The sequence below is a fragment of the Gordonia malaquae genome, from assembly GCF_037148075.1.
In the GTDB taxonomy this organism is placed as follows: Bacteria; Actinomycetota; Actinomycetes; order Mycobacteriales; family Mycobacteriaceae; genus Gordonia; species Gordonia malaquae.
Genome location: NZ_JBBCUB010000001.1, coordinates 949,415 through 974,498, shown reverse-complemented (window position 1 = coordinate 974,498; position 25,084 = coordinate 949,415). Strand labels below are relative to the sequence as shown.

The window sequence follows — 25,084 nt, the reverse complement described above, 5'->3', positions numbered from 1 at the left end:
CTCGACGAGTCATGCGCGTCCGAGGTCACCTGCCCACCGCAGGCCACCAAGACCGCCGCTGTCGCACTGAGGACTGCTGCTGCCGCCGTTCGAGTTGTCGCAGGTGAGCTGATCTGTCTCATGAGAGCGTGTTTCCTTTCTGTCCCGCCGCTTGCGGGCGGGTGGTTCGGTTCGGGTCACGGATGGACGCGTCGAACACGTGGTGACGTCGGCCGGTGACGGGGTGGTCGATCGGTGTCGCGTGAACCTCGAACGCGGAGCGGAAGAGCTCCGGGTCGAGGACGTCTGCCGGGCTCCCCTGGCGTGACACTCGTCCCTCGACGAGCACCGCGACTTCGTCGCAGACCGAGCCCACAAGGTCTAGATCGTGCAGGGCCATGAGCACGGTCCTTCCGCTCGACCTCACGAGATCCAGTAGTTCGAGTCGGTGTGCGACGTCGAGGTGGTTGGTCGGTTCGTCGAGAACAAGCAGCGGCGTGTCTTGGGCGAGAGCCCGCGCAAGGAGGACTCGCTGGCGTTCGCCGCCCGACAGGGTCGCAACCTGACGCGCAGCCAGGTCCCCGGACCGGACCTGTTCGAGTGCTCTCCAGGCGACATCCACGTCCTTCGCCGAATCACGCCCGAAACCGCGGCCGTGAGGGAGCCTGCCGAGCAGAACCAGGTCGAGTGCCGACATGTCGAATTCTCCAGGGCTCTCCTGTGCCATCACCGCGATCCGCATCGCGGTCTCCTTGCGCGTCAGGTCTGACAGATCAGTGCCGTCAAGGCGCACTCGTCCCGCGTCAGCGCGAATGAGCCCCGAGATCACCCGCAACAGCGTCGATTTGCCGCTCCCGTTCGGCCCGAGCAGGCCGACGACTGAGCCTGAGGCCACCGTCATCCCGGCACCGTCGATCACGGTGCGCCGCCCGCGGCGCACCGTGACGCCTTCTACCTCGATCTTCACCGGTCCAACCCCACCGCATCGGCACCGTCACGCCGAAGCAACCACAGAAAGAAGGGCGCGCCGACGATCGCAGTCAACACTCCGAGCGGAACCTCGGTCGGCTGTGCAACCGTCCTGGCAGCCAGGTCGCACAATGCGAGGAAGACTGCGCCCGCGAGCACTGCAGCTGGGAGCATTCTCCGGTGATCGGACCCGATGACGATTCGTGACACATGGGGCACGACCAGACCGACGAAGCCGATGCCGCCCGACACCGCGACGACGGCACCTGTGAGCAACGCTGCTGAGACCAGGACGACCCGCCGCAGCCGATCGACGTCGACCCCGAGGCTCGCAGCGGCTTCATCGCCGACCAGGAGCGCGTTGAGCGCCCGCGCCCGGAAAGCAGCGAGCAGACCGACGACGACCAGTGCCACCGTGGGAGCGACGAGTTGGTCCATCGTCGCCGCCGACACCGAGCCGAGCAAGAAGAACATGATCGAATACACGTTCTGCGCGTCGGTGGACACCGTCAGATAACTGGTGATCGCGCCCAGGAACGACCCGAGCGCAACACCTGCGAGAATCAGCCGAGCCGGCGCGATCCGTCCGGACTTGCCCGCAAGCATGTACACGGCGGCAGTCGCGACAAGCGCCCCGACGAAGGCCGCGATACTGATGCCTGGCCCACCGACGCCCAGTCCGAGGACGATGAACGACACCGCGCCCACCCCGGCACCGGCCGACACTCCGAGCACGTAGGGCTCGGCCAACGGATTATGAACCACTGCCTGCATCAACGACCCGGCGAGCGCGAGGGCCGCGCCCGTCAGAATCGCGAGCAGTGTTCGTGGCAGACGGAATCGCCACACCGCGTCGTCCTGAACAGAGGTCAGCGAACCGTCCGACATCCAGGGCATGCCCGGTACGAGATGACCGATGATGATCTTGGCGGCCTCTACGAAGGAGACATCGATCGTCCCGATGCTCGCCGATGTCACGACGACGAGGGGAAGCGCAACTACGAGTACAGCTGTGATGAGCGACGAAGAGGTTCGCGGAGTCGTCCGCAACGGATCGGCGCGTCCCGGAAGCTCAGCGCTGCGGCGCCTATTCGGCTGCATCATCGTTCGGCCTCCGCCCACCGATGGCATAGGCCGCGAACTCAAGTACCGCGAGGCCGAGCCGGTGCGCAACATCCAGGTGATTGTGTCCGTGCCCCGCGTCCGCGCAGATCCACACTCGTGCATCGGCTCCAACCGCACGGATCGCCTCCACAGTGCGGACCGTGTCGCATTCGGCGACTCTGGAGTCGTCCCCGAGCACGATCCCGAGGAACTTCGGCACCCCATCAGGCGACGTGAGACTCCGTGCACGGTGCAACGGCGAGAGGGACCGCAAAGAATCGTCGTCCTCACCGTCTGCGCCGAACTCCGCCCGCCAGTGCGACCCGAGCGGATGAGCGTCGAGCGACGTGAGGTCCAACGGAGCAGCCGTCGACACGACTCCAGCACAGATGCCCGGGGCCCCGAGTCCGCACGCCGCGGCGAGCACCCCTCCGTGAGACGCTCCTGCGATGACGAGCAGTTCCGGACGCGTGACGCCTTTCGCCACGAGACCTCTCGCAATGCACGCGAGGTCGTCGACCGCCCTGCGCTTGTGCCGCCCGTAGCCTGCGATCCGCCAGCCGCGGCCGTGCTCGCCACCGCCCCGGACCTGCGCGACCGCGTGAGTGCCGCCGCTCTCGAGCCATGTCGGCACGGTCGGTTCGAAGTCCGGGAGTGCGGACACCCCGAAGCCTCCGTAGACGGTCAGGATCGTCGGACGCGGTCCAGTGACCCCGACCGGAGCCGTCACTGCGACCGACAGTTCGACGTCATCATCCGCCGTGATCGAGATCCACCTGGTCACGGCACCGTCCGCCGGGTCGGGATCAGGACTTCCGCACGGGAGCTCGTCGAAGCCGACCAGTTCCGGGGGTCTCGTCGGCGACTCGATCAACACGTGGAACCTGGATTCGTCGAACGAGACCCCACCGACGCGGAGCGATCCGCGTTCGTCTGCGGGGTGGACCTCGCGGAGAGGCTTCCCGTGGTGAAGTTCGATGAGCACACTTCGTCCCCGCCGTGTTCCAGCAACGAGCACGTGGCTCTCGGACGCCGCGAACACGAGGTCGTTGACGTCCGGGTCGTGCCACTCCCATCGGCGGCCGCCCGACGAAGGGTCGATTGCTCGCAGCCCGGAGCCGTCCTGCACGATTACGAGTTCGGCGAACGGCGCAACGCGGCGGACCGCCTCGGCTTCTGCTACGACGACACGACCGTCCGTCCGAACGATCTGAGTGCGCCCGCCAGGCCGGCTCCGCGTCGACAACCCGTTCGGCCCACCGGTGAAGTGCCGCCATCGCCCGTCCGGCAGAGCCTCTTCTCGAATCGTCCCGGTTGTCACATCGACCGTCGTCGAGAGTCTGCCGCGTGCGGCGAGCGTGAGAAGCGTCGGACCGTCCCAACACATCGGGTCGTATCGGCAGTGGACGTCGTCGAACGCGGCGGTGACGCCGAGAATGGTGTCGACGACGACCAATGTCCCGTCCTCGTCCGCTCGGGGCGCCGTCTGAATCGCCACGTGACGACCACCGGGTGCCGGCGACCAGGACAGGATGTGCCCGTCCGGGCGGTATACCGGGCGATTCGAACCGTTTCGGTACAGGCCACGACACGACTGACCTGGAAGTCGACTGACATGGAACCCGCCGTCTGGAAGCCCAGGGCGCCCGAAATGCTCCCAACGGGCGAGGGCAGCCTCCAGCACGCCGGTCGATCGACTCATGCCGGGAACTGTCATGTTCACCGGCCGATCAGATCTGATCGGCCGCCCGGCCAGAACACTTGTCCGCCTTCGTCGAGATCGGTCGGCACACTGACAGTTGTCATCGTTCTGTCGTCGATCAAGTGAATCTCGCCGTCGCCGCCGCGCGTCACGGCAATCCAGGTCCCGGTCGGGTCCACTGCGACCGACCGTCGTTGAGCAGGTCCTGCGCCGGACACGTCCCAGGGCACCCGACCGGGGGTCGGCGGATTCGACAGAGGTGGAAGATCGAGTGTTTCGGCTGTACAGAAGCCTGCACTGTCGCGTCGGACGGACGTGAGCGTGTCGCCGTCAGGGTGAATTGTGGCGACAGCCGCTCGCCGCCCACCTTCTCCGAAACGGAACGCCATGCCGCCCGGGAGCGAGAGCACGTCGATCCCGCCATTCTGGAGATCGACTGCTACCAGATGATTCGTCCAGTCGATCCATGACGACGGATCGGGCGGTCCGCCCCGCACCACGCCCAGCGCGACCCCATCTTCAGAGTCTGACCGGAGATAGTACGACCGCCCGGGAACCGGCCATTCGACCAGTCCGATGGCACGCGGGACCCCGCGTTCGACAACAAATCGCTCAAGACCTCGACCTGTGGCGACGCCGATCAGTCCGCTTCGAGGGTCTACGACGTCGCCGTGTCCGTCGTGAGCGATGTCGTCGATGATCGCACCTCGCACGACCGGTACGTGAGGGCCCGCCCCCAAGATGTCGTCGAGCGGAATCGCCTCAACCGCACCCGGCGCACGGTGTCGGAGCACCACGTGCAGGCGTCCGGTGGATTGGTCCGGCACGATCGTCACCCCGGGCTCGCCCGTCCGGCATCGAACCCGAGCGACCTCGTCCGAGCGTAGGTCGACGACGGTGACGAGATCGCTCCACGGTTCGGGATCGGCTCCTGTGCCGGTTGTCACCGCGACGTAGCGGCCACTGGGATCGCACGCGATGTGCTCCGCGGGTATCGCAATGGGAATCGCGTGCCGCCGACCGTCGCCATGCACGACGAGTTCACCTCGCAAGTCGTCTGCGAACGCCCATCCGTCGCCTGCTGGCAACGTCAGGACTCCTGCATGTTCGGCCGGTGTACCGGTGTCGATCCGGGCGGCGACGTTCCCAGTCACCTGATACAACGCGGCGGCTCGGTGGTCCGCCACTACCAGTCCTGAAGATTTCACGCCTCGAAGGCTATTGATAATGGTTCTCATTATCAAGTAGCGTATGACAGGCCGAGTCACCACGGCCCGCGCCTACGACGTCGGCGCGGACTTCAACCGGAAGGAAATCCCATGGACGCCAAGCTCATCGCCGAGATCGAAGAGCCCGAGCAGCTCGCACATCTGTCCGCAACCCACTCGAACGCCCTCGTCGAGAACCCGTTCGACTGATTCGACACTGCTCACGATCGAATTGTGAGCGTCGGCCCGGGCGAAGCCCCCACCTTCGCCCGGGCCCGAGCACGAGAGGCACGATCATCACCTCCACTTCCGCACGGCTGTCCGCGACCGGCGCCATCGTCTTCGTCGACCCGGTACAAGGGTTGTCCACACTCCGAACCGCACGAGGCGATCTGCACGCTCTGGTCGACCCACCGGCATCGTTGATCTCCGATCTGTCAGACCACGGAGAACCAGGCGGCTATGTCGATCGTCTGCGTGACGAGGTTCATGCACGGGAGATCGCAGACGCCGAGGAGCGGTGGCCCACAGCGCGACGCGACGTCGTTGTACTCGGCGACGATGAACTCGCCGACGACGTCGCCACAGCGCTCCGTGAACTCTCAGTTCGCGTCGAGCGCGGCACCGAGGTCTCCCACATCCCACCCGGTGCCTCTCTCGTCATCTCGGTCGCAGCGACCCGACAAGAGCGGGCCTGCTGGGCCGAACTCGATCGGCTTCCCGAACGGGGAGTCGGATGGATCCGCGCCTACCGGGAGGATGCGGTGTGGTTCGTCGACCCGGTGGCGTTCACTCCGGAGGACCCGACCGCCCACCACGTTCTTCGACGCCGAATTGCGGCCGCACCAGACCCGATCCGCGCCGAGGCGTATGCCCGGACCGACGTTCCGACGCCCGCGCCGGCCATTCGGGTCGGGCGCGCGCTGACAACAGCACGCGTGCTTACGGTTAGCCTCGCGTGGGCACAGCGTTCCCCCGATCTCGAGCTGTTCAGCGTCACACTGTGGAAGTTCGTGTCGTGCACCGGCCGGGTCAGCGAGCATCCGATTCTCGGGTACCCGGAACCCGCTGAGGGCGTCACAACGGTTCCCCGCGAATGATCGCGCCACACGTGGAGGAGATCACCGTCTCCGATCGGACAGTATTGCGTTCTCGGGTCTGGGAACCCCCGAACTCGACCGCTGTCGCGCTCATTCGCACCCCGTACGCCGCGAAGCGCCACGATGCGATCGGACGTGCGTGGGCCGCGCGCGGATACACATGCCTGATCCAGGATGTCCGCGGGCGTTATTCGTCCGACGGGACTTGGGAGCCGTACCGGAACGAGTCCGCCGACGGCGGCGACACCGTCGACGAGGTGGCCCGTCGTCGCCCTCAGCTTCCGATAGTCCTCTACGGAGCGTCATATGCAGCACACACCGCCCTCGAAGCGGCCCGCGCCGCACATGCACAGGTTGCGGCCGTGATCGTAGCCGTCCCGGTACTCGGACCCGCCGAGACCACCGTCGACGGAGCCGGAACTCTCCAGATCCGACACCGAGTGGGATGGTGGCACCGCCACGGAGTCGCGCGCACAACTCACGACGGCCTCAGCGATCGTGACCTCACTCTCCGGACCAGGGAAGTCACTGAACTGGGGGTCGACGCTGCAGCTCGAGCGTGGGGATGGCCGGCGCACACCTCTCGGGCATGGCGGCGGATCTGGTCCGCACCGCGGGTCGACCCCGCAGTTCGGTACCGACACGTCCACGCCCCACTGCTCACCATCTCCGGTGATAACGACTTCTTCGACCACGACGCCAAGCGCCTCGCACAGACGTGGCCGAGCGGTCCGAGCCACCTCGCGAGTGGCCCGTGGGGCCACGGGCTCACTGCCGACAGTGCGCCGGGCCTGCACGAACAAGTTCGTTCAGCAGGCGGGCTCGCCGCCGTCATCGACCCGTGGCTGAACGTTCACGGCCTTCCCGGAAGGCCCGCGCAGTGGACCTCGCCGCTGAGTCCGCTGCATCGAACCTCATCCATCTTCGATCCCGCTGTGCGCACGTGGATTCACGAAAGGATCACATCGTGACGATTCAAAACGCCGAATCGCCGTCGACCGTCCTACCCGTCGACGCCCTTGTCGATGCCGAATGCGGGTTGATCCGCTCCGTCCGCGCCGTGCCTCATCCCCAAGGGGCGCCGTCGTCGTACGTCGGCGTCACCGCGTCGGTGTCCGACGCCCGTCTGCTCGGCGAATGGCCGGCCGACCGTGTCTCTCTGGGGACGTCCTTCGGCGATCACGCCACCGCCCGGATCGCCGCGATCGCGGAAGGCGTCGAGAGGTACTGCGGCAACTGGCTCCCTGCGAGCCTTGGGCGAGACTTCGTCGTCGGCTCACGCTCAGACCTGGCCCGATCCGAGCAGGCGTCGATCGACCTGAGCGACTTGCCGCGATTCGCAGACTGGCAGTACCAGCGGGCGGGCTTTCCTTATGTGCCGTTACTCGATGACACTCCGACACTCTGGACGCGCAGTGCCGAACTCCACGGAGATCACGTCTGGATGCCCGCGTCACTCATGCATCTCAACTGGAGACAATCCCGATTCCGCCATCTGCCGCGCACTCACCACTTGAACTACGCAGGAATCGCCACGGGACAGGGCACAGAGGACGCTCGGGACCGCGGAATCCTCGAAGTGATCGAAAGAGATGCCCTTGAGACTTGGTGGCACCTGGACGGACCGACCGTCGGCATCCGGACCGACAGCGTGCCGGGTCTCGCCGCCGACATCGGCGGATCGTCACTTCGAGTGCACCTTGTCCTGATGCCGTCGGAGTTCGCTCCCGCGATCGCGGCACTGGTCTACGACGCCAGCAGAGACATGTACGCTGCAGGATTCTCGGCAGCACTCGATCCCGTCCGAGCCGCCCGAAAAGCTGTCCTGGAGGCAGTCCACACGTGGGTGTACACGCAGGGCTGCACCTCGGAAGAGGGCTGGGTGTTCCGCGCCGTCAGCAAGGGATTGATGGCGAAAGGGCTGCAACTGCCGTTTCGCCAGGACGGGCGATACCTCGACGAGGCCGGACCGCAGTATTCGAAGGTCGTCGACCTCGGCGCACACGTTCAGGTTTGGCTCGATCCGCGAGTGCACGTCGAGGCCCGGCGTTTCACCGAGCCGGCTCTCGGCGAGGTGTCGGTCGACGACATCGAAGCTGTGGCCATCGACGATGTCTACGATCGTCTCCGGGCTGGAGGCCATCGTGTGATCACCCGCGACATGACCACCAGCGACGTCCGCCGCACATCGCTGCGAGTGGTTCGAACATTCGTCACCGGGCTCGTCCCCAACGCGCCCGCTGCGTTCGGGTACTTCGGCATGCCTCGGTTCGCAGAGGTCGCGCAGGATCGCGCCTGGAGAGATTCCTTCAACGGGCAGCCGGGCGAGTTCACACTCGTCCCGCCGCCCCACATGTGACCACAACGCCCGCCGGCGTCCAGACCGTTCCGTCGACGCTGGCCAGAGCTTGGAGCACTGAGGTGCCCGGTCCACCTCTCCCGCCCGGCCCGCGAGCGAATCCGTGGTCACGAACGTCCACCTCGGTCGTCCCCCCTCCTCGGATTCGCGAACTGATCGACGGTCTGTGGCGGGATGGAGGACCGCACATGTTGACGGACGGACGCGAGTCCACGATTCGCCGCCGCCCCGTGCCGTCCGCAGGGGCCGCGTACCCGGTCCACACCCACCTCCTGGTCGGAGCCGATGATCAGACGGGGCTCGAAGGCGGTCGGTACGTGGTCGACACGGCAACCGGCAGACTCTTCCGCCGACCTGGCACAGTGTGCGGTACGGACGGTGGTAGCCAGATCGTGTTCACCGTCGCCCCCGGCCGTACGTTCGCTCGTTACCGACATCGCGCCTGGCCTCTGTGGATCGCCGACACGGCGTACGCAGTGGCCGCTGTCGAATTCCTCCTTGGGACTGCAGTTCGACTTCACGTCGGACCGTCTCGAGAACTTCGCGATTCGCTCGCTGTACCGCTCGCGTCCAACACCCGATGGTGGCTCGATCGTGGGCTCGCTCCGGAGATCCCGCTGGCGGCCGTCGAACTCCCCGCTGGTTGGCGAATCCGGACAGAGAGGGCGCGTGCACTTTCGGTTCGCCGTTCCGCTGCGCTGCCCGAGTTCCAACGGAATCGGTCGACGTGTCCCGCCGCTTCGTCCCTCGCCACCTTGTCGCGGCAGGAATGGGTATCAGGCGCTGACCGCGTGCTCACCTGGACGGTCACGCTCGGCGAGCCCGACGCGTTGCTCGAACACTTGTGGCGAGTCCACCGCGACGCAGCGTCGACTCTGTACCGGAGCTGTCTGACCGGCCGCTGGTGGTGCCGACCGGTTTCCGGCATTCCCGCGCGGGGCGACGTGTGGACCGTTCACGCGTTGGCGATGCTCCGCGCCCGCAGCGAAAGGAACGGCTCATGATGATCGTCCGTGAACTCTGGCGGGAAGCGCTCAGGCACCCGCGCCCACTCGTCTCCAGCATCGTCCTCCTCACCGCGGTCTCTGCGACTCATGTGGCGCAGGCGGTCTTGATCGCTGTCGCCATGGCCGCCGCCGTCCACGGCGACTCAGACACCTGCCTCGTTGCGCTCGCAACCGTCGCAGGCGTCGTCGCAGTTCGAGCCTGGTTCTCGTCAGCTCAGGTGTCGTCGGCGTCGACCCTGGGCGGACTCGTGAGGCTGTCGATGAGGAGCCGTGCATTGCGGGCGGCTCTGCGCCCCGAGAATCTTCACGACCCGTCGCTCAGGGACGGCCGCCTGCGAGCGACACTCACCGATGGGGTGGACGGCACCGACGCGTATGTGGCCGACTACGTGCCCTCGGTCGTACAGGTGATAGTGGTGTGTCCGGCGCTCGTCGTCGCATTGCTTTGTTCATCTCCGGCCGCTGCCGGAGCCGTCGCGGTCGGAATCGTCGTCGCGTTGACGGGTCCGCGGGCCTGGAAGCGCCTCTCCGCACCCCGCGGGCGCGATCATTGGGACAGCTACGGGGCACTCAGCGCCGACCTGTTGGAGGCGCTGAGAGGGATGACCACGATCCGTGCGCTCGGCGACGTCGACGCCACCCGACGACGGATTCGCGACCGGTCGGAATCTCTGAGGCGAGCGACCGAGCGCAGCATGCGCGTCTCGCTCGCAGAGACCGGAGTGACGGATCTGGCGGTGCAGGCGGGCCTGGTCGCAGCGGCCTCCGTCGCGATCATCGACGCTGCACGCGGAGACGCCCCCGCGACGAACGTCTATCTGGTCTTGATGTTGTCCTCCGAAGCATTCCGTCCGATACGGGACCTGTCTCGACACTGGCACTCGGGCTTCCTCGGAGTCTCCGCTGTTCCAGGTCTCGCTGCCGTCGGTGCGTTCACAGAGGTCGGCGTCAATCCCGAGGAGGCGCTACCGTCGTCGAACGCGGACGAGCTTCGCATCGACGGAGTGACCTTTCAGTACCCGGAGTCGGACTCAACCGTTCTCGACGGCGTCTCGCTCATCGCCAGGATCGGGAGGATCTGCGCTATTGTCGGCGAGTCAGGAGCCGGGAAGTCGACTCTGCTCGACCTCATCTCGGATTCCTCAAGCCAGCGTCGGGCGTCATCGAGGTGGACGGCCGCACGGTCGATCCACGAGATGTCGCAGTCGTCTCCCAGCACCCCGTCTTGTTCGCAGGCACGGTCCGAGCCAACCTGACGGCGGTTCGGGAAGACGCCGGCCGGGCCGACATACGCGGTGCGTGCCTCGCTGCCGGAGTGCTAGCCGACCTCGATGCACTCCCGAACGGCTTGGAGACTGTGCTCGGCGAAGGCGGAGAGGGTCTGTCGGGCGGCCAACGCCAGCGTGTCGCCCTTGCTCGTGCACTGCTGACCGAACGCCCGGTCCTCCTCGTTGACGAACCGACCAGCGCGCTGGACGCCGAGCACGCCGCCGCGGTGCTTGAGACCTTGGGTCGAGTCGCTCGCGATCGAATCGTGGTGATGGTGACGCACCGACTCGAGGCGCTCACCCAGACAATGGACGTCCATCGCCTCGAGAACGGACAGCTGATAGAGGTGGCTGCATGAACTCGGCGGTGCGAGCATTCTCGGCACTCATTCCACATCTTCGACCGCAGTGGCGTGGAATGGCATGGAGTTGGGTAGTCGCGACCACAAGCGCAAGTGCCCTCGTGGCCCTCACTGTGACGACTGCCGCGGGTGTCGGTCACGCTGTAGTCGATCGCGCTCTGCCGTCCGCATGGTGGTGGACGACCGTAGTCGGACTCGTCGCCCTCCGTTCTGTGCTCACCTGGCGTGAGATGGACATGTCACATGCTCTCGCGTACCGAGTGCTGGCCCGACTGCGGAGCGCAGTGTTCGACGCCTACGCGCACGGTCCCGCCGTTTCACAGCGGGAACACTCCGGGCGAGCGGCCTCCGTGACGATGGATGGGATAGAACGCCTCGAGTTCTTCTATGCCCACACAGTCGCCCAGATCGGAGCGGCCGGAGTCGTGTTCGCTGGGAGTGTCTGCCTCACCACCGTCATACTGCCCGCGGCCGGAGTCCTCGTCGCGGTCGGCGGCGTTCTGGTCCTCAGTGCGTCACTGGCGTGGAACCGAACCACGCGGCGACTCGGCGCGGTGCAGAACGACGCTCGGGAGCGGCTGTCGATACAGATCGTCGACTCGCTCGGCGCACTGCGCGAAATACTGTCGTACGGACTGACCGCCAACGTGGTCGAGGCCTCATCGACGATCACAAGGGAGTCCTCGTCGATTCACCGCCGGTCGAAGGCGGCGCACGAACGCGGAGAAGCAGTCCGCGACGTCATAGTGTCCGCAGTCACCGTCGGGGTTGTCGGCGTCGCGTCATGGGCGGCAGGTGTGCTCGAAGGCGTCGACGGACCGACTCTGTCTGCGGGCTCGCTTCCACCGCTCGCAGCGCTAGCGCTTGCAGGCGTATCCGCGGCTTCCGACGCAGCGACGACGATTTCAAGACTGCATCCGCTGACCGCGGACGCGAGGCGAGTGTCCCGCGCAGTCAGCGTTCAGAGCCCAGTCGCTTCCCCTACGACCGGCCAGATCGCACCGCCGGGTGCACTCGGACTGCGGTTCGATCGAGTCCACTTCGCACACACTGGACGACACCCCGTCCTGACCGACTGGCAGTGGAGTGTCGAACCAGGCGAGCACGTAGGCGTAGCGGGACCGTCGGGATCAGGAAAGAGCACCGTGCTCTCACTCGCAGGCAGACTCCATCTGCCTACCGCGGGCCGAATTACGCTGGTCGGCGCCACCGGCGAGACGCCGCTCGACGCGGTGTCAGAGTCGGACCTGCGCCGAATCATCGCCTTGGTCGATCAGGACTCGACGATGTTCGGCGGCACTGTCCGAGACAACATGCTCCGTGGCACCCACTGTCGTCCAGACTCCGCACTGCTCGATGCGTTGCGCCGGGTCGGAATGATCGGCCGTGTCGAACTCGACGACGAACTCGGTCAGGCAGGGCTGCGGCTGTCCGGAGGGCAACGCGCGAGGCTCGCTCTTGCGCGGGCGCTGATCCGCGAGCCGAAGATTCTGCTGGTCGACGAGGTGACGGCCAGCCTCGATCAGGAGACCGAACGGATCATCTCCGACGTCCTGGCGGCGTTCCCAGGCACAGTGGTGATCGCGTCACACCGCCACGAGACGCTCGCGCGCCTCGATCGGGTCGTCGACATCCCCGCGCAAGAGAAGGTCAACGGGTGAGGAACCAGGCCAGGATCACGAGAAGAATGAGCGCGACCAGTGCGAGCGTCACTTTGGAACGGAACATGACTCAGATACCCAATCCGTGATCGTCACCGACATCGCGCCTGCTGACCAGTGCGACGAGGCGTCTGACGAGGAAGTTGACTGCGAGGGCGATGACCGTCGCGAGCGGGATGACGACGACAAGCGTCACCAGCAGCTGTGGAACGAACGGCAGACCGGTGAGCCACTCCTCCACCGAGTCCCACCACGACAGAACACTGTCCACGCCGGCCGGTCACCTCGTCTCACCACTGCTGAATCGTCCCGTCACCGCACGCGAGCAGCGACGCCTCGGAGCGTCGAACGCTCCACCTGTGAACTCTACTCGCCGACTCCGACCAGCCCACGGCGCGCCAGGAGCGGTGTGATCTGCGCTGCACGTCCGAGCATCGAGGCGTGCGCACGGACAGGGTCCTCGCTGTCGCCCTTCGACAACACTGCATCGGCGAACCGCCGGCCGAGTTCACGTTGCAGTCCCCCACCGGCGAGGAACCACAGCTCGGTCTCGGCGTCGAGCACCTCCGACCAGATGTACGAGTAGTACGCGGACGAGTAGCCTCCGCCGAACACGTGGTTGAAGTATGCGGTCCGGTAGCGCGGCGGGATCAGGTCCGACGCGAGACCGACCTCGGCGAGGGCCCGCGCTTCGAACGCGAGCACGTCGGTGGGCACGTCGTCCGGGCCGAGGCGGTGCCAGGCGAGGTCGAGTGCGGCCGCCGCCAGGTATTCGACGGTCGAGTGCGCCGTCTCGGTGGCAGTCGAGGCACGGACCGCGTCGAGCAGTGCCGCGGGTGCGGGCTCGCCGGTGCTGTGATGCCTGGCGTATCCGGCGACGACGTCGGGGTGCAACGCCCACATCTCGTTGACCTGCGACGGGAACTCGACGAAGTCGCGCGGCACCGAGGTCCCCGACTGCGAGACGTAGTCGACGTCGGACAGCAGTCCGTGAATCGCATGACCGAATTCGTGGAACACGGTGATCAGTTGGTCGAACGTCAGCAGGCACTTCTCGCCTGCCTCCGGCTTGGTCAGATTGGAGACGTTGACGACCATCGGCGACGTCCCGAGGGTTCGCGACTGATCCACGATGTTGTTCATCCACGCGCCGCCTCGTTTGGACGGGCGTGCGAAGAAGTCCCCGAGGAACAGACCGACCCCGTCGCCGTCGCGCGAGACCTCCCACACCCGGACGTCGGGATGGTATCCGCGCAGGTCCGGACGTTCGGTGAGGGTCAGCCCGTACAACGCGTGCGCCGCCGCGAACACCCCGTCGACGAGCACCGCCTCGAGTTCGCAGTACTGCTCGAACTCGTCGACGCTCGGCGCGTCGCCGGTTCCGGTGTTCTGGGCGAGGGCGAACGTGACGTCGGCGGGGCCGAATGATCCGTCGAACCGTCGTCGGAGGCCGGCCAGTTCGCTCTCCGCCGCTGCCATGGCTGCGGCGCCAAGGTTCGAGAGCAGCTCGGCGACGGTCTGCGAGTCGGGTGCGGTCTCCTCGGCGATCACGAAGTCGGCGTGGGTCGCGTAACCGAGCAGTCTGGCGCGACGCGCACGCAGGTCGACGATCTCGAGGACCATGGCGCGGGTGTCGTGGTCGCCGCCGTGTGAGCAGCGGTTGACCGAGGCCTCGAACACACGTCGACGAGACTTCGGTGCGGTCAGTTTCGCCACACTGCCCTGGCTTGTCGGCAGTTCCAGAGTCACGAGCCAGCCGTCGTCGTGTCCGGCGTCCGCTGCGGCCCGCCTCGCCGCGGCGATCTCCCCGGCCGACAGCCCGTCGAGGTCGGCGACGTCGTCGAACAGCACTGCGGAAGCGTTCGTGTCGTCGAGGAGACGCTGACCGAAGTCGGTGGTCAGGGCCGCCAGCCGCGACGACCACTCGCGCATCTGCGCCTGCCCGTCGTCGTCGAGCGCGGCACCTGCCCGAACGACCGCGCGGTACCGCTGCTCGGTCAGTCTGCGCTGCGGTCCGGTGAGCCCGGACGTCTCGCGCGCGGCGTGGACCTCGTCGATCCGCGCGAACAACGCCGAGTTCATCGCGATCGTGTTGCTGTGCTCGGTGAGCCGTACCGCGAGAGTCTGAGCGATCTGCGCTCGCTGCGGGTTGCTGTCCGGACCTTCGAGGTTGAAGAAGATCCCATTGGCCCGTGCCAGTGCACGCCCCGAGTTCTCCAGCGCCTCGATCGTGTTCGCGAAGGTCGCCGGTTCGGAGTTCGACGCGATGGCGTCGACCTCGGCGAGGTGTTCGGCGAGCGCGATGTCGTACGCCGGCAGGAAGTCGTCGTCCGAGATGGCGGCGAAGTCGGGAAGCCCGTACGGAAGGTCAGACGCCGCGAGCACCGGATTGGTCGAGTCGAGAGCCATGCGACCAGGGTGCCACAGGGCGAACCGTTACTTGCCCTTCGCCTTGTCGCCGGCCTCGTCGGTCGAGAGCGCGGCGACGAACGCCTCCTGGGGCACTTCCACGCGGCCGATCGTCTTCATGCGCTTCTTGCCCTCCTTCTGCTTCTCGAGGAGCTTGCGCTTACGACTGATGTCGCCGCCGTAGCACTTGGCGAGGACGTCCTTGCGGATCGCGCGGATGTTCTCGCGGGCGATGACCTTCGAGCCGATGGCGGCCTGGATCGGCACCTCGAACTGCTGCCTCGGGATCAGTTCCTTCAGCTTGTTGGTCATCTTGTTGCCGTAGGCGTACGCCGAGTCTTTGTGGACGATCGCACTGAACGCGTCCACGGCCTCACCCTGCAGCAGGATGTCGACCTTGACCAGGTCCGCCTCCTGCTCGCCCGCCTCTTCGTAGTCGAGGCTGGCATAGCCGCGGGTACGTGATTTGAGTGCGTCGAAGAAGTCGAAGATGATCTCGGCCATCGGGAGGGTGTAGCGCATCTCGACACGGGTCTCGGACAGATAGTCCATGCCGCCGAGCTCACCGCGTCGCGACTGGCACAGTTCCATGATCGAACCGATGAACTCGCTCGGCGCGATCACCGTCGTCTTGACCACGGGCTCGAAGATGCTGCGGGTCTTTCCCTGCGGCCAGTCGGACGGGTTGGTGACGATCTGCTCGCTGCCGTCGTCCATCACCACGCGATAGACCACGTTGGGGGCCGTCGAGATCAGGTTGAGGCCGAACTCGCGCTCGAGCCGCTCACGTGTGATCTCCATGTGCAGGAGTCCGAGGAAGCCGCAGCGGAAACCGAAGCCGAGGGCTACGGACGTCTCCGGCTCGAAGGTGAGTGCAGCATCGTTGAGCTGCAGCTTCTCGAGCGCTTCGCGGAGCACCGGGTAGTCCGAGCCGTCCACCGGGTACAGGCCCGAGTAGACCATCGGGCGGGGTTCGCGGTAGCCGGTGAGCGCTTCGGTGGCACCGTTGCGCGCGCTGGTGACGGTGTCGCCGACCTTCGACTGTCGAACGTCCTTCACACCGGTGATCAGGTAGCCGACCTCACCGACGCCGAGTCCCTTGGTGGCCTTGGGCTCTGGTGAGACGATGCCGACCTCGAGCAGTTCGTGCTGCGCGCCCGTCGACATCATGGCGATCTTCTCGCGGGGCGCGATCTTGCCGTCCACCACGCGGACGTAGGTGACGACGCCGCGGTACGTGTCGTAGACCGAGTCGAAGATCATGGCGCGGGCCGGTGCGTCGGCGTCGCCGACCGGTGCCGGGACCTGGCGGATCACTTCGTCGATGAGCGCACCGACGCCCTCACCGGTCTTGCCGGAGACTCGCAGCACGTCGTCGGGTTCACAGCCGATGATGTGGGCGATCTCGGCCGCGTAGCGGTCCGGGTCGGCGGCAGGCAGATCGATCTTGTTCAGGACCGGGATGATCGTCAGATCGTTGTCCATTGCGAGGTACAGGTTCGCGAGCGTCTGCGCCTCGATGCCCTGCGCGGCGTCGACGAGCAGCACCGCGCCCTCACAGGCCTCCAATGCGCGCGACACCTCATAGGTGAAGTCGACGTGACCCGGCGTGTCGATCAGGTGGAGGACGTAGTCCTCGTCGTCCTTCTTCCACGGCAGTCGGACGTTCTGCGCTTTGATCGTGATGCCGCGCTCACGCTCGATGTCCATGCGGTCGAGGTACTGGGCGCGCATGGCACGCTCCTCGACGACACCCGTGAGCTGCAGCATCCGGTCGGCGAGCGTCGACTTGCCGTGGTCGATGTGCGCGATGATGCAGAAGTTGCGGATCTTCGCGGGATCGGTGAACGTCGTATCAGCGAACGTGGAAATCTCTACTGCTCCTTGGCGTGATCGTCGGCCGGACTCGGGCCTGCCAGAGGCGGCCGACGACAGGGGTTCGCTCCAGTCTCCCACGACAGCGGCCCGAGCCGCGATTCGCCGTGCCGTCACCAGATCGCGATCACATACTTCCCGCGGTCGACTCGGTCTGCGAAGACAGTCACCGGCGTGCCCGGCGGAGGCGTCACCCCGGGCACCCCCGAATACCGGTGGGTGAAGCGGTAGGTGGCACCGGTGAGCGGGTCGTCGTGTCGCACGACCAGACTCCACACAGTCTTCGAACCGCCCTCGCTGTCGCTGACGCGTTCGGTGTGCACCGACTCGACCGCGGCCGCGAGGCGGTCTCCCGTGTCGACGATCGCCAGGTCACGCTTGCGCCGACGCCACTTCCATACGCTGAAGCCGATCCCGAGGCCTCCGAAGACCACTCCGAGGAGCAGCAGGACGCCCGGGCCGACCCACTCGACGACACCGGCGGCGCCGCCCAACCTCGCCTTGCCCGGGTCATCGGGCTCATAGTGCACGGTCACGGTGTCGCCCACCGACGGAGCCGGGTCCTGCGAGCCGGTCGGGGTATACCGATAGTCGCGACCGTCGACCGTGTAGGCGACGGTGATCCGATGACTGCGGTCGCCGCCGGTGCCATAGGCGACGCTGTCGACGACAGTTCCGCGAGTGCTCGCCGACGACAGATACGTCGGCGCGACGAGACTCGCCCACACGGCTCCGGCGACCAACAGGGGAACACCCACCAGGGTGAACACGATCCCGATGACGCCCTGCGGGCCGAGGCGACGCGCCTGCCGGACGGCGGCGGCCCGATCGAAGTCGTCGGACGGAGAAGTCACGGCACCCCCTCTATGACGGCGATAGGCTCTGCGGCATGGAGCACAGTGCGTCGCACATCGACGCGAACGGCGTCCGCGCAGACATCATCGCACCGGAGAGGCCCCGCGGGACGGTGATTCTCGCGCACGGAGCGGGCAGCAATCGGTCGTCGGCACTGCTCCAGGTGCTCAGCGAGGCGCTGGTCGCCCGCGGCTTGGTGGTAGCGCGGATCGATCTCCCGTATCGGCAGCAGCGCCCCAAGGGCCCGCCGTCTCCGGCCCGGTCGGGAGCGGACCGCGAGGGGATCCGCGCTGCCGTCGACGTGCTGCGCGAATCATCCGCCGGCCCGCTGATCATCGGCGGGCAGTCGTACGGGGGTCGGCAGGCATCGATGGTGGCCGCCGAGGACCCGCGGATCTGCGACGGTCTCCTGCTCACCTCATACCCGCTGCATCCGCCGGGCAAGCCGGAGAAGGCTCGCACCGAGCATCTCCCCCAGATCGTCGCGCCGACCCTGATCGTCCATGGACGCAGCGACGCGTTCGGGACGTCGGACGAGTTCGCGGACGCGATCACCTTGTTCGGCGGCCCCGTCCGCCTTCTGGAGATCGAGAAGGCCGACCACAGCCTCAAACCGGATCGGAGCGGCGTGGGTCCGGCGACGGCAGCGGCCGCCGACGAATGGCTGCTGCCTGCCGCGATCACGTTCGGAGCCGGGCGATGAGCGGCCACGGCCGCCCGACCGCGGAGTTCGCACGGACCATCGCATACGCACCGGACCTCGACGGCGCCGCGGATCCGGGAGAGATCGTGTGGACGTGGGTGCCGTTCGAGGAGGACCCGCAACAGGGCAAGGACCGCCCGGTCCTGGTGGTCGGGCGGGACGGCGACCACCTGCTGGGCCTCATGCTGTCGAGCAAGGACTATCACCGGGGCGACTCCGACTGGCAGTCGATCGGCACCGGGTCGTGGGACGCCGACCGGCGTGAGAGCTTCGTTCGCCTCGACCGGGTGCTCACGGTCGAGGAGAACGGGATTCGCCGGGAGGGCGCGGTCTGCGAACCGAACCGATTCGACGCGGTCGCCGACGTCCTCCGCGAACGGTTCGGCTGGACGTAGAACGGCCCGGCCCTCTCCTAACGCCGCAGCGCGTGGACTCGGCGACGGGCGGCCCGCACCCCGTTCCCCACCCGCGTCTTGAGGCGGACGGGCGGCTCCACGATCGTCGAGGCCTTCACCCACTGGGCGATCGCGTCGAGAGCAGCGTCGAATGCCTCGTCCCGACTCACCGACGCTGCCGCGTCGCCACCGACCGCCACACGAAGATCCTCGACGGCGCCGTACACCGGATAGCCCGCGTCGAGGATCTGTTGCACCATCTCGTCCGATTTCGCAGCAGCCCACTCCTGCTGATCAGACGTGAGACCGATGGGTGCGCCACCGTCTACCGCGAACATCACTTCACCGATCAGAACGTTCTTGACCAGGCGTTCGTACCTGTGCCATTCGACGTCCTCCGGCTGCAGGCGCGTGTTGAGGTTCCGCAGGAACTCCGTCTGCGCCGCGGAGAGTGAACTGTTGTCACTCGCGGCCTGTTCCGGCAGCAACGCAGGGTCGACGGCAAGCACGGCGAGGAAGCGTTCCCACAGCCCGTCACCCGGCGTGGACGCCCCCTTCGCCGGAACCGTCACGATGTGGACGCGGTCCGGGCCGACGACTGCCGCCCAGTCGGCCGCGATCCGCACATGGTCCTGGAACTCCCAGAACGGCTCGTCGCCGTCCGGTCGGCCGATCGACTCGACGAATTCGTCCAGCGTCGCTCGCCGCTGATTCTTGACGTTCTCCTGCCAGACGGACGGAACCTGACGGCCGAGGTCGCGCACGGTGAGGATCACGTGGACGTCGGCGAACGACAGGTCGTCGACGAGTCGAGCGATGTGTTCCGGTCCGGCGTTCGCGAAGAGTTCGTGGGAGACGACGGAGCGCCCGCCCCACGAGCGCATCTGCGCGATCATCGCGGGCCATTTGTCCGTGTGCTCGGGCGCCGCCCAGTCGAGGTATCGCTCCGGTTGGAGGTGAGTCGCCGCGTGGAAGTGATCGTCGATCCACTTGCCGGGATAGAGGAGCCCCTGGGTCATCGCGTGGTCGCGGTTCCGCCAGAGGCGACCCTGGAGATGTGTTGTGCCGGTCTTGGGCAGTCCGACGTGAATGAAGACTGTAGACATGATGACCACGACCGTACTGGTCACGGCCCCGTGCACTCACGATTTGGGTGCTTACCGCCGCGCTGGTAAAGTCGTCTGCTGTTGCGCTTGAAGCCGATCGTCCTGCGGTCGCTGAGCGCTGCCCGAAACTAGAAACGGACGACCGACCCGGTCGCGGAGTTACGACGAGAAGGATAATCGCGTGGCAAACATCAAGTCGCAGATCAAGCGGAACAAGACCAACGAGGCGCGCCGTCAGCGCAACCAGTCGATCAAGTCGGCTCTACGCACCGCCCTCCGCAACTTCCGCGAGACCGTCGCCTCGGGCGACAAGGACAAGTCGGCCGAGCTGCTCGTCAGCACCAGCCAGCAGCTCGACAAGGCTGTCACCAAGGGTGTCATCCACAAGAACCAGGCCGCCAACAAGAAGTCGGCCATGGCTCTCGCTGTCAACAAGATCTGACGCGCCGCGGGCTGACGCCCGCCCCCGCGGACTTCGTCCGCACCATTTCTGAACAGTTCTGCAAGAACCCCGGTGGTGTCCACGCGACCACCGGGGTTTTCGCGTGTCAGCGTCGGCGCGGACGGAGCTGCGCGACGGTGGAGACGGCGTGTTCGAGGGCGTAGTCCATGTCCGCCGCTTGGCCTTTCACGTCCCCGTTGAGCTGCGCGACGACGAGCATCGCCTTTCCGATCGACGCCGAGTCCCATGCGCGGGCCTGCCCCTGCAGCTTGCCGACGCGTCCAGGCGGCATGCCCAGTTCCGATGCGACGGAGAACTTGTCGGCACCGCCCATCGATCGGACGCGGGCGATGCCGAACACTGCTTCGGCGAGTGCGTCGGCGAGCAGCACCCGAGCAGTCCCCCGGTGCTGTGCCCAGGCGAGCGATTCCATGGCTCCGGCGAGGTCGCCGGTGACGGCCTTGTCCGCCACTTCGAAGCCGGTCACCTCGGCGCGGCCGGTGTAGTAGGTACGGACGGCGTTCGCGTCCACCTTGCCGCCGGTGTCGGCCGCCAGTTGATGGCAAGCCGCCGACAGTTCGCGGAGATCCGAGCCGACCGTGTCGGTCACGAGTTCGACTACTTCCGGGCTTACTCGGACACCGATCTCACGAAACTCCGAGCGCACGAAGTCGGCCCGCTCGTTCGGCCATTTGGGCGCGACACACGCGAACTCTTGGGCGCCCGCCTTCTGCAACAGACCGACCATCGACTTCTGCCTGCCGCCGCCGGAGTGGACGATCACCATGGTGATCCCTTCGGGCACCGAGGTCGCAGTCGCCGCGATGAGTCCCGCAGGCTCCTTACCCGCGGCGTCGGCCGCCTCGACGACCACGACGCGCTCATCCGCGAACAGGGAGGGGCTGAGGAGTTCAGCCAGTTCCGGCGCCGTCACCTCGCCCGCCCGAACTCGAGTCACTGGCACGTCGACTCCGGCTTCGCGGCGGCGTTCAGCTGTGATGCGCGAGATCACGCGACCAGTCAGGAAGTCGTCGTCTCCGAGGAGGAGGAACAGGCGGTCGCTCACGGGTCCATCCTTCCAGACGTCCGACAACACCGGCCAGCCCCCTTGCGCCATACCCTTAAGGGGTATAGGTTTATGAGTGTTGGAGATACCTACAGGGGGTATCCGAGAATGAAGGGCGAAGACGATGGCCGCACATGAGTACCAGGTAACCGGAATGACCTGCGGACACTGCGAGATGTCCGTCCGCGAAGAGGTCGGCGAGATCTCGGGCGTCACGGACATCCAGGTGAGCGCACAGACCGGACTCCTCGTGGTCACCGCGTCGGGCGACGTCGACGACGCGGCCGTCCTCGCCGCAGTCGAGGAGGCCGGCTATTCAGCGGTGCCCGCCCGATGAAGGCGGGCACCCGGCTCGCGTTGTACGGCGCCGGCTTGGCAGTGGCGTTCGGAGCGGCTTTCGGCATCTCCGGCGTCGTCGTCCCGGACAGCGTCGTGGCGGCGTGGACTGACCGGTCGACCAGCGATTCCCACGGCGGCGAGCACGGCGGGGAGCAGCCCGGCACACACCAGCCCGCCGGGGTGTCAGCGAGTGCCGCAGGCCTGACCCTCTCCCCCGTCGAGGCCCCGTCGACCGTCGGAGCCGCCGGAACCCTTCGCTTCGCGATCCTCGACGACCACGGAGCACCGGTGACCAGGTACACCAGGACACATGACAAGGATCTGCACCTGATCGTGGTGCGAAGCGACGGCGCGAACTACGCACACCTGCATCCGGTCCTCGACCCGTCGACGGGAACATGGTCGGTGCCGTGGACTCCGAACGCGGCGGGCTCCTATCGGGTCTACGCGGACTTCACACCGACCGGAGACGATGCCGAAGGCGTCACCCTGACGCGCACGGTGCAGGTCGCAGGCGATTTCACTCCGATCACCCCCGTGGTCCGCACCACCGCGCAGGTCGACGGGTTCACCGTCGTCCTCAACGGCGGACTGGTCGCCGGTTCGTCGAGCGATCTTCGGCTCACCGTCTCCCGCGGCGGGAGGCCGGTCACGGACCTCGAACCGTATCTCGGAGCGTTCGGTCACCTCGTCGCGCTCCGCGACGGTGACCTGGCGTTCCTTCACGTCCATCCCGACGGCCCCGAACCCGGTCCGGGCGCGCGCGGAGGGCCCGAGATCCGATTCGCCGCCGAAACACCCACCGCCGGACGCTATCTCCTCTACCTGGACTTCCAAGTGGACGGCACAGTCCACACCGCAGAGTTCGTCCTCGACGCAACCCGCTGATCAGGGCAGAAAGGAAACACGATGAGCAGTCAATCGACAACCGTGATCGGCCCCGACATCGAACTCGAGATCGGCGGCATGACGTGTGCGTCCTGTGCGAATCGCATCGAGCGGAAACTGAACAAACTGGACGGCGTGTCGGCGACGGTCAACTACGCCACCGAGAAGGCCAAGGTCACCGTGCCCGAGGGGTACGACCCTGCACTGCTCGTCGCTGAAGTGGAGAAGACCGGATACTCGGCAGCACTGCCGAAGCCGCCGCAGTCCTCGGCCGCTCCGGCGTCCGCGGACGACGACGCAGACCCGGAACTGACCTCTCTGCGCCAGCGGTTGATCGGGTCCATCGTGCTGACCGTGCCGGTGATCGCGATGGCGATGGTTCCGGCGTTCCAGTTCGAGTACTGGCAGTGGGCGTCGCTCACGTTGGCGGCGCCGGTGATCGTGTGGGCGGCGTGGCCGTTCCACAAGGCTGCGTGGGCCAACCTCAAGCACGGAACCGCAACGATGGACACCCTCATCTCGATGGGAACGTCCGCGGCCTTCCTGTGGTCGTTGTACGCCCTGTTCTTCGGGACCGCGGGCACTCCGGGCATGACCCACCCGTTCGAGTTGACAGTCGCCCCGTCGGACGGAGCGGCGAACATCTACCTCGAAGCGGCTGCGGGCGTGACGATGTTCATCCTCGCCGGCCGCTACTTCGAGAAGCGCTCGAAGCGGCAGGCGGGCGCGGCACTGCGCGCGCTCCTCGAACTCGGTGCGAAAGAGGTCGCGGTGCTCCGCGACGGTGTCGAGGTGAAGATCGCCGTCGACGACCTCCGTGTGGGTGACGAGTTCGTCGTCCGACCGGGCGAGAAGATCGCCACCGACGGTGTTGTGGTGTCGGGTTCGTCCGCGGTGGACGCGTCGATGCTCACCGGAGAGTCGGTGCCCGTCGAGGTCACGACCGGTGACGCCGTCACCGGCGCGACTGTCAATGCGGGCGGACGTCTCGTCGTCCGTGCCACGCGAATCGGTTCGGACACCCAACTCGCCCAGATGGCGCGTCTCGTCGAGGACGCACAGACCGGGAAAGCAGAGGTCCAACGCCTGGCGGACCGCATCTCCGGAGTGTTCGTCCCGATCGTGATCGTCATCGCTGTCGTCGCGCTCGGAGCGTGGCTCGGCGCCGGGTTCCCGATCTCCGCCGCTTTCACCGCCGCGGTTGCGGTCCTGGTGATCGCCTGCCCGTGTGCACTCGGGCTCGCGACTCCGACGGCACTGCTCGTCGGGACCGGCCGCGGCGCCCAAATGGGTGTCCTCATCAAGGGCCCCGAGGTGCTCGAATCCACCCGCTCCGTCGACACGGTGGTCCTGGACAAGACCGGTACCGTCACGACGGGAAAGATGGAGCTCGTCGACGTCGTCGTGGAGTCCGGTGTGTCCCGCACCGACGTCCTGCGTCTGGCCGGCGCCGTGGAGAACGCATCGGAGCATCCGATCGCGCAGGCCATCGCGGCAGGCGCAGCAGGCGAAGTCGGCATGCTCGACGTCCCCGAGGACTTCGCCAACGTCGAGGGCAAGGGTGTGCAAGGAGTGGTCGACGGCAGGGCCGTGATCGTCGGCCGAGAGTCGTTGCTTGCCGACTGGTCACAGCATCTCTCCGCGGATGTCGCAGCCGCGAAAGCTGCGGCCGAGGGTGAGGGCAAAACTGTCGTCGCCGTCGGGTGGGACGGGCAGGCTCGAGCGATCCTCGTCGTCGCGGACACTGTCAAGGAGACGAGCGCCGAAGCCGTCGCCGGGTTGAGGGCTCTCGGACTGACTCCCGTCCTCCTCACCGGTGACAACAAGGCCGTCGCCGAGCGAATCGCCGCCGAGGTCGGGATCGACGAGGTCATCGCCGAGGTGCTCCCGACGGACAAGGTCGACGTCGTCACGCGTCTACAGCGTGAAGGCAAGGTCGTGGCGATGGTCGGCGACGGTGTGAACGACGCACCGGCGCTCGCCCAGGCCGACCTCGGACTCGCGATGGGAACGGGCACTGACGTCGCCATCGAAGCGTCCGACATCACGCTGGTCCGCGGCGACCTTCGGAGCGCTGTCGATGCGATTCGACTGTCTCGCAAGACTCTCCGAACCATCAAGAGCAACCTGTTCTGGGCCTTCGCCTACAACGTCGCTGCCATCCCGGTGGCTGCGCTCGGCATGCTCAACCCGATGCTCGCAGGAGCGGCGATGGCCTTCTCCAGCGTCTTCGTCGTCGGCAACAGCCTCCGTCTCCGAGGCTTCACCAGCGTCGCCGACAACTGAT

At 66.7% G+C, this 25,084-nt stretch carries 22 protein-coding genes and 1 pseudogene; 13 read left to right on the top strand and 10 right to left on the bottom strand.

What is annotated here, in order from left to right:
- Nucleotides 1-118 precede the first annotated feature (118 nt).
- The 4 genes from WFK36_RS04815 to WFK36_RS04800 all read right to left on the bottom strand — a co-directional run bounded on the left by WFK36_RS04815 (nt 119) and on the right by WFK36_RS04800 (nt 4,962).
- A complete protein-coding gene (locus WFK36_RS04815; protein WP_336790160.1) occupies nt 119-946 on the bottom strand; it encodes an ABC transporter ATP-binding protein in 828 nt (275 codons plus the stop codon).
- Nucleotides 943-2,052, bottom strand: a complete 1,110-nt coding sequence (locus WFK36_RS04810) for a FecCD family ABC transporter permease (protein WP_336790158.1) — start codon at nt 2,050-2,052, stop codon at nt 943-945. The genes WFK36_RS04815 and WFK36_RS04810 overlap by 4 nt, the downstream gene beginning before the upstream one ends.
- Nucleotides 2,036-3,550 carry a prolyl oligopeptidase family serine peptidase gene (locus WFK36_RS04805; protein ID WP_336790156.1) on the bottom strand — a complete coding sequence of 505 codons (1,515 nt, stop codon included), beginning with the start codon at nt 3,548-3,550 and terminating at the stop codon, nt 2,036-2,038. Before WFK36_RS04805 ends, WFK36_RS04810 begins: the two co-directional genes overlap by 17 nt.
- Before the next feature lie 221 nt (nt 3,551-3,771).
- A complete protein-coding gene (locus WFK36_RS04800; RefSeq protein ID WP_336790154.1) occupies nt 3,772-4,962 on the bottom strand; it encodes a hypothetical protein in 1,191 nt (396 codons plus the stop codon).
- Between the two features lie 111 nt (nt 4,963-5,073).
- On the opposite strand from WFK36_RS04800, the gene amiA reads away from it, so the two are divergent.
- The 7 genes and pseudogenes from amiA to WFK36_RS04760 all read left to right on the top strand — a co-directional run bounded on the left by amiA (nt 5,074) and on the right by WFK36_RS04760 (nt 12,719).
- Nucleotides 5,074-5,172: a streptamidine family RiPP gene (gene amiA / locus WFK36_RS04795; protein WP_336790152.1), complete on the top strand. Its 99-nt coding sequence runs from the start codon at nt 5,074-5,076 to the stop codon at nt 5,170-5,172.
- A 152-nt stretch (nt 5,173-5,324) separates the two neighbouring features.
- Nucleotides 5,325-6,062 (top strand): hypothetical protein, encoded by a 738-nt coding sequence (locus WFK36_RS04790; RefSeq protein ID WP_336790151.1) that lies wholly within the window; start codon nt 5,325-5,327, stop codon nt 6,060-6,062.
- Nucleotides 6,059-7,033 carry a CocE/NonD family hydrolase gene (locus WFK36_RS04785; RefSeq protein ID WP_336790149.1) on the top strand — a complete coding sequence of 325 codons (975 nt, stop codon included), beginning with the start codon at nt 6,059-6,061 and terminating at the stop codon, nt 7,031-7,033. The genes WFK36_RS04790 and WFK36_RS04785 overlap by 4 nt, the downstream gene beginning before the upstream one ends.
- Nucleotides 7,030-8,421 (top strand): YcaO-like family protein, encoded by a 1,392-nt coding sequence (locus WFK36_RS04780; protein WP_336790147.1) that lies wholly within the window; start codon nt 7,030-7,032, stop codon nt 8,419-8,421. Before WFK36_RS04785 ends, WFK36_RS04780 begins: the two co-directional genes overlap by 4 nt.
- 188 nt (nt 8,422-8,609) lie before the next feature.
- On the top strand, nt 8,610-9,425 hold the full coding sequence (locus WFK36_RS04775) for a nitroreductase family protein (protein ID WP_336790145.1): 816 nt from the start codon (nt 8,610-8,612) through the stop codon (nt 9,423-9,425).
- A pseudogene (locus WFK36_RS04770) lies at nt 9,422-11,055 on the top strand (ATP-binding cassette domain-containing protein). The gene WFK36_RS04775 and the pseudogene WFK36_RS04770 overlap by 4 nt, the downstream one beginning before the upstream one ends.
- Before the next feature lie 116 nt (nt 11,056-11,171).
- Complete coding sequence (locus WFK36_RS04760; protein WP_336790139.1) at nt 11,172-12,719, top strand: ABC transporter ATP-binding protein; 1,548 nt, start codon at nt 11,172-11,174, stop codon at nt 12,717-12,719.
- A 70-nt stretch (nt 12,720-12,789) separates the two neighbouring features.
- On the opposite strand, the gene WFK36_RS04755 is transcribed toward WFK36_RS04760, so the two are convergent.
- From WFK36_RS04755 to WFK36_RS04740, 4 genes are all read right to left on the bottom strand, one after another.
- Nucleotides 12,790-12,990 (bottom strand): hypothetical protein, encoded by a 201-nt coding sequence (locus WFK36_RS04755; RefSeq protein WP_008381058.1) that lies wholly within the window; start codon nt 12,988-12,990, stop codon nt 12,790-12,792.
- Between the two features lie 95 nt (nt 12,991-13,085).
- Entirely contained in the window at nt 13,086-15,128 is a 2,043-nt protein-coding gene (locus tag WFK36_RS04750) for a M3 family metallopeptidase (protein ID WP_336790135.1), read from the bottom strand.
- Between the two features lie 27 nt (nt 15,129-15,155).
- Complete coding sequence (gene lepA / locus WFK36_RS04745; RefSeq protein WP_336790964.1) at nt 15,156-17,063, bottom strand: translation elongation factor 4; 1,908 nt, start codon at nt 17,061-17,063, stop codon at nt 15,156-15,158.
- Nucleotides 17,064-17,116: 53 nt separating this feature from the next.
- Complete coding sequence (locus WFK36_RS04740; protein ID WP_336790133.1) at nt 17,117-17,857, bottom strand: DUF3592 domain-containing protein; 741 nt, start codon at nt 17,855-17,857, stop codon at nt 17,117-17,119.
- Between the two features lie 35 nt (nt 17,858-17,892).
- Between WFK36_RS04740 and WFK36_RS04735 the strand changes: the two genes are divergently transcribed.
- Both WFK36_RS04735 and WFK36_RS04730 read left to right on the top strand, forming a co-directional pair.
- On the top strand, nt 17,893-18,561 hold the full coding sequence (locus tag WFK36_RS04735) for an alpha/beta hydrolase family protein (RefSeq protein WP_336790131.1): 669 nt from the start codon (nt 17,893-17,895) through the stop codon (nt 18,559-18,561).
- A complete protein-coding gene (locus WFK36_RS04730; protein WP_336790129.1) occupies nt 18,558-18,956 on the top strand; it encodes a type II toxin-antitoxin system PemK/MazF family toxin in 399 nt (132 codons plus the stop codon). Before WFK36_RS04735 ends, WFK36_RS04730 begins: the two co-directional genes overlap by 4 nt.
- A gap of 17 nt (nt 18,957-18,973) precedes the next feature.
- On the opposite strand, the gene WFK36_RS04725 is transcribed toward WFK36_RS04730, so the two are convergent.
- Nucleotides 18,974-20,062: a sulfotransferase family protein gene (locus tag WFK36_RS04725; protein WP_336790127.1), complete on the bottom strand. Its 1,089-nt coding sequence runs from the start codon at nt 20,060-20,062 to the stop codon at nt 18,974-18,976.
- Nucleotides 20,063-20,243: 181 nt separating this feature from the next.
- On the opposite strand from WFK36_RS04725, the gene rpsT reads away from it, so the two are divergent.
- The gene (rpsT, locus tag WFK36_RS04720; RefSeq protein ID WP_008381072.1) at nt 20,244-20,504 is read left to right on the top strand and encodes a 30S ribosomal protein S20; all 261 of its coding nucleotides are present in this window, start codon (nt 20,244-20,246) and stop codon (nt 20,502-20,504) included.
- Nucleotides 20,505-20,610: 106 nt separating this feature from the next.
- Here the strand turns inward: rpsT and holA are convergent, their stop codons facing one another.
- On the bottom strand, nt 20,611-21,570 hold the full coding sequence (gene holA / locus WFK36_RS04715) for a DNA polymerase III subunit delta (protein ID WP_336790124.1): 960 nt from the start codon (nt 21,568-21,570) through the stop codon (nt 20,611-20,613).
- A gap of 124 nt (nt 21,571-21,694) precedes the next feature.
- On the opposite strand from holA, the gene WFK36_RS04710 reads away from it, so the two are divergent.
- The 3 genes from WFK36_RS04710 to WFK36_RS04700 are packed head-to-tail and all read left to right on the top strand — an operon-like array spanning nt 21,695 to nt 25,083.
- Nucleotides 21,695-21,907, top strand: a complete 213-nt coding sequence (locus tag WFK36_RS04710) for a heavy-metal-associated domain-containing protein (protein ID WP_336790122.1) — start codon at nt 21,695-21,697, stop codon at nt 21,905-21,907.
- Nucleotides 21,904-22,797 carry a heavy-metal-associated domain-containing protein gene (locus WFK36_RS04705; RefSeq protein ID WP_336790120.1) on the top strand — a complete coding sequence of 298 codons (894 nt, stop codon included), beginning with the start codon at nt 21,904-21,906 and terminating at the stop codon, nt 22,795-22,797. The genes WFK36_RS04710 and WFK36_RS04705 overlap by 4 nt, the downstream gene beginning before the upstream one ends.
- Nucleotides 22,798-22,818: 21 nt before the next feature.
- Nucleotides 22,819-25,083, top strand: coding sequence for a heavy metal translocating P-type ATPase (locus WFK36_RS04700; RefSeq protein WP_336790118.1), 2,265 nt, complete (start codon nt 22,819-22,821; stop codon nt 25,081-25,083).
- Nucleotide 25,084 lies beyond the last annotated feature (1 nt).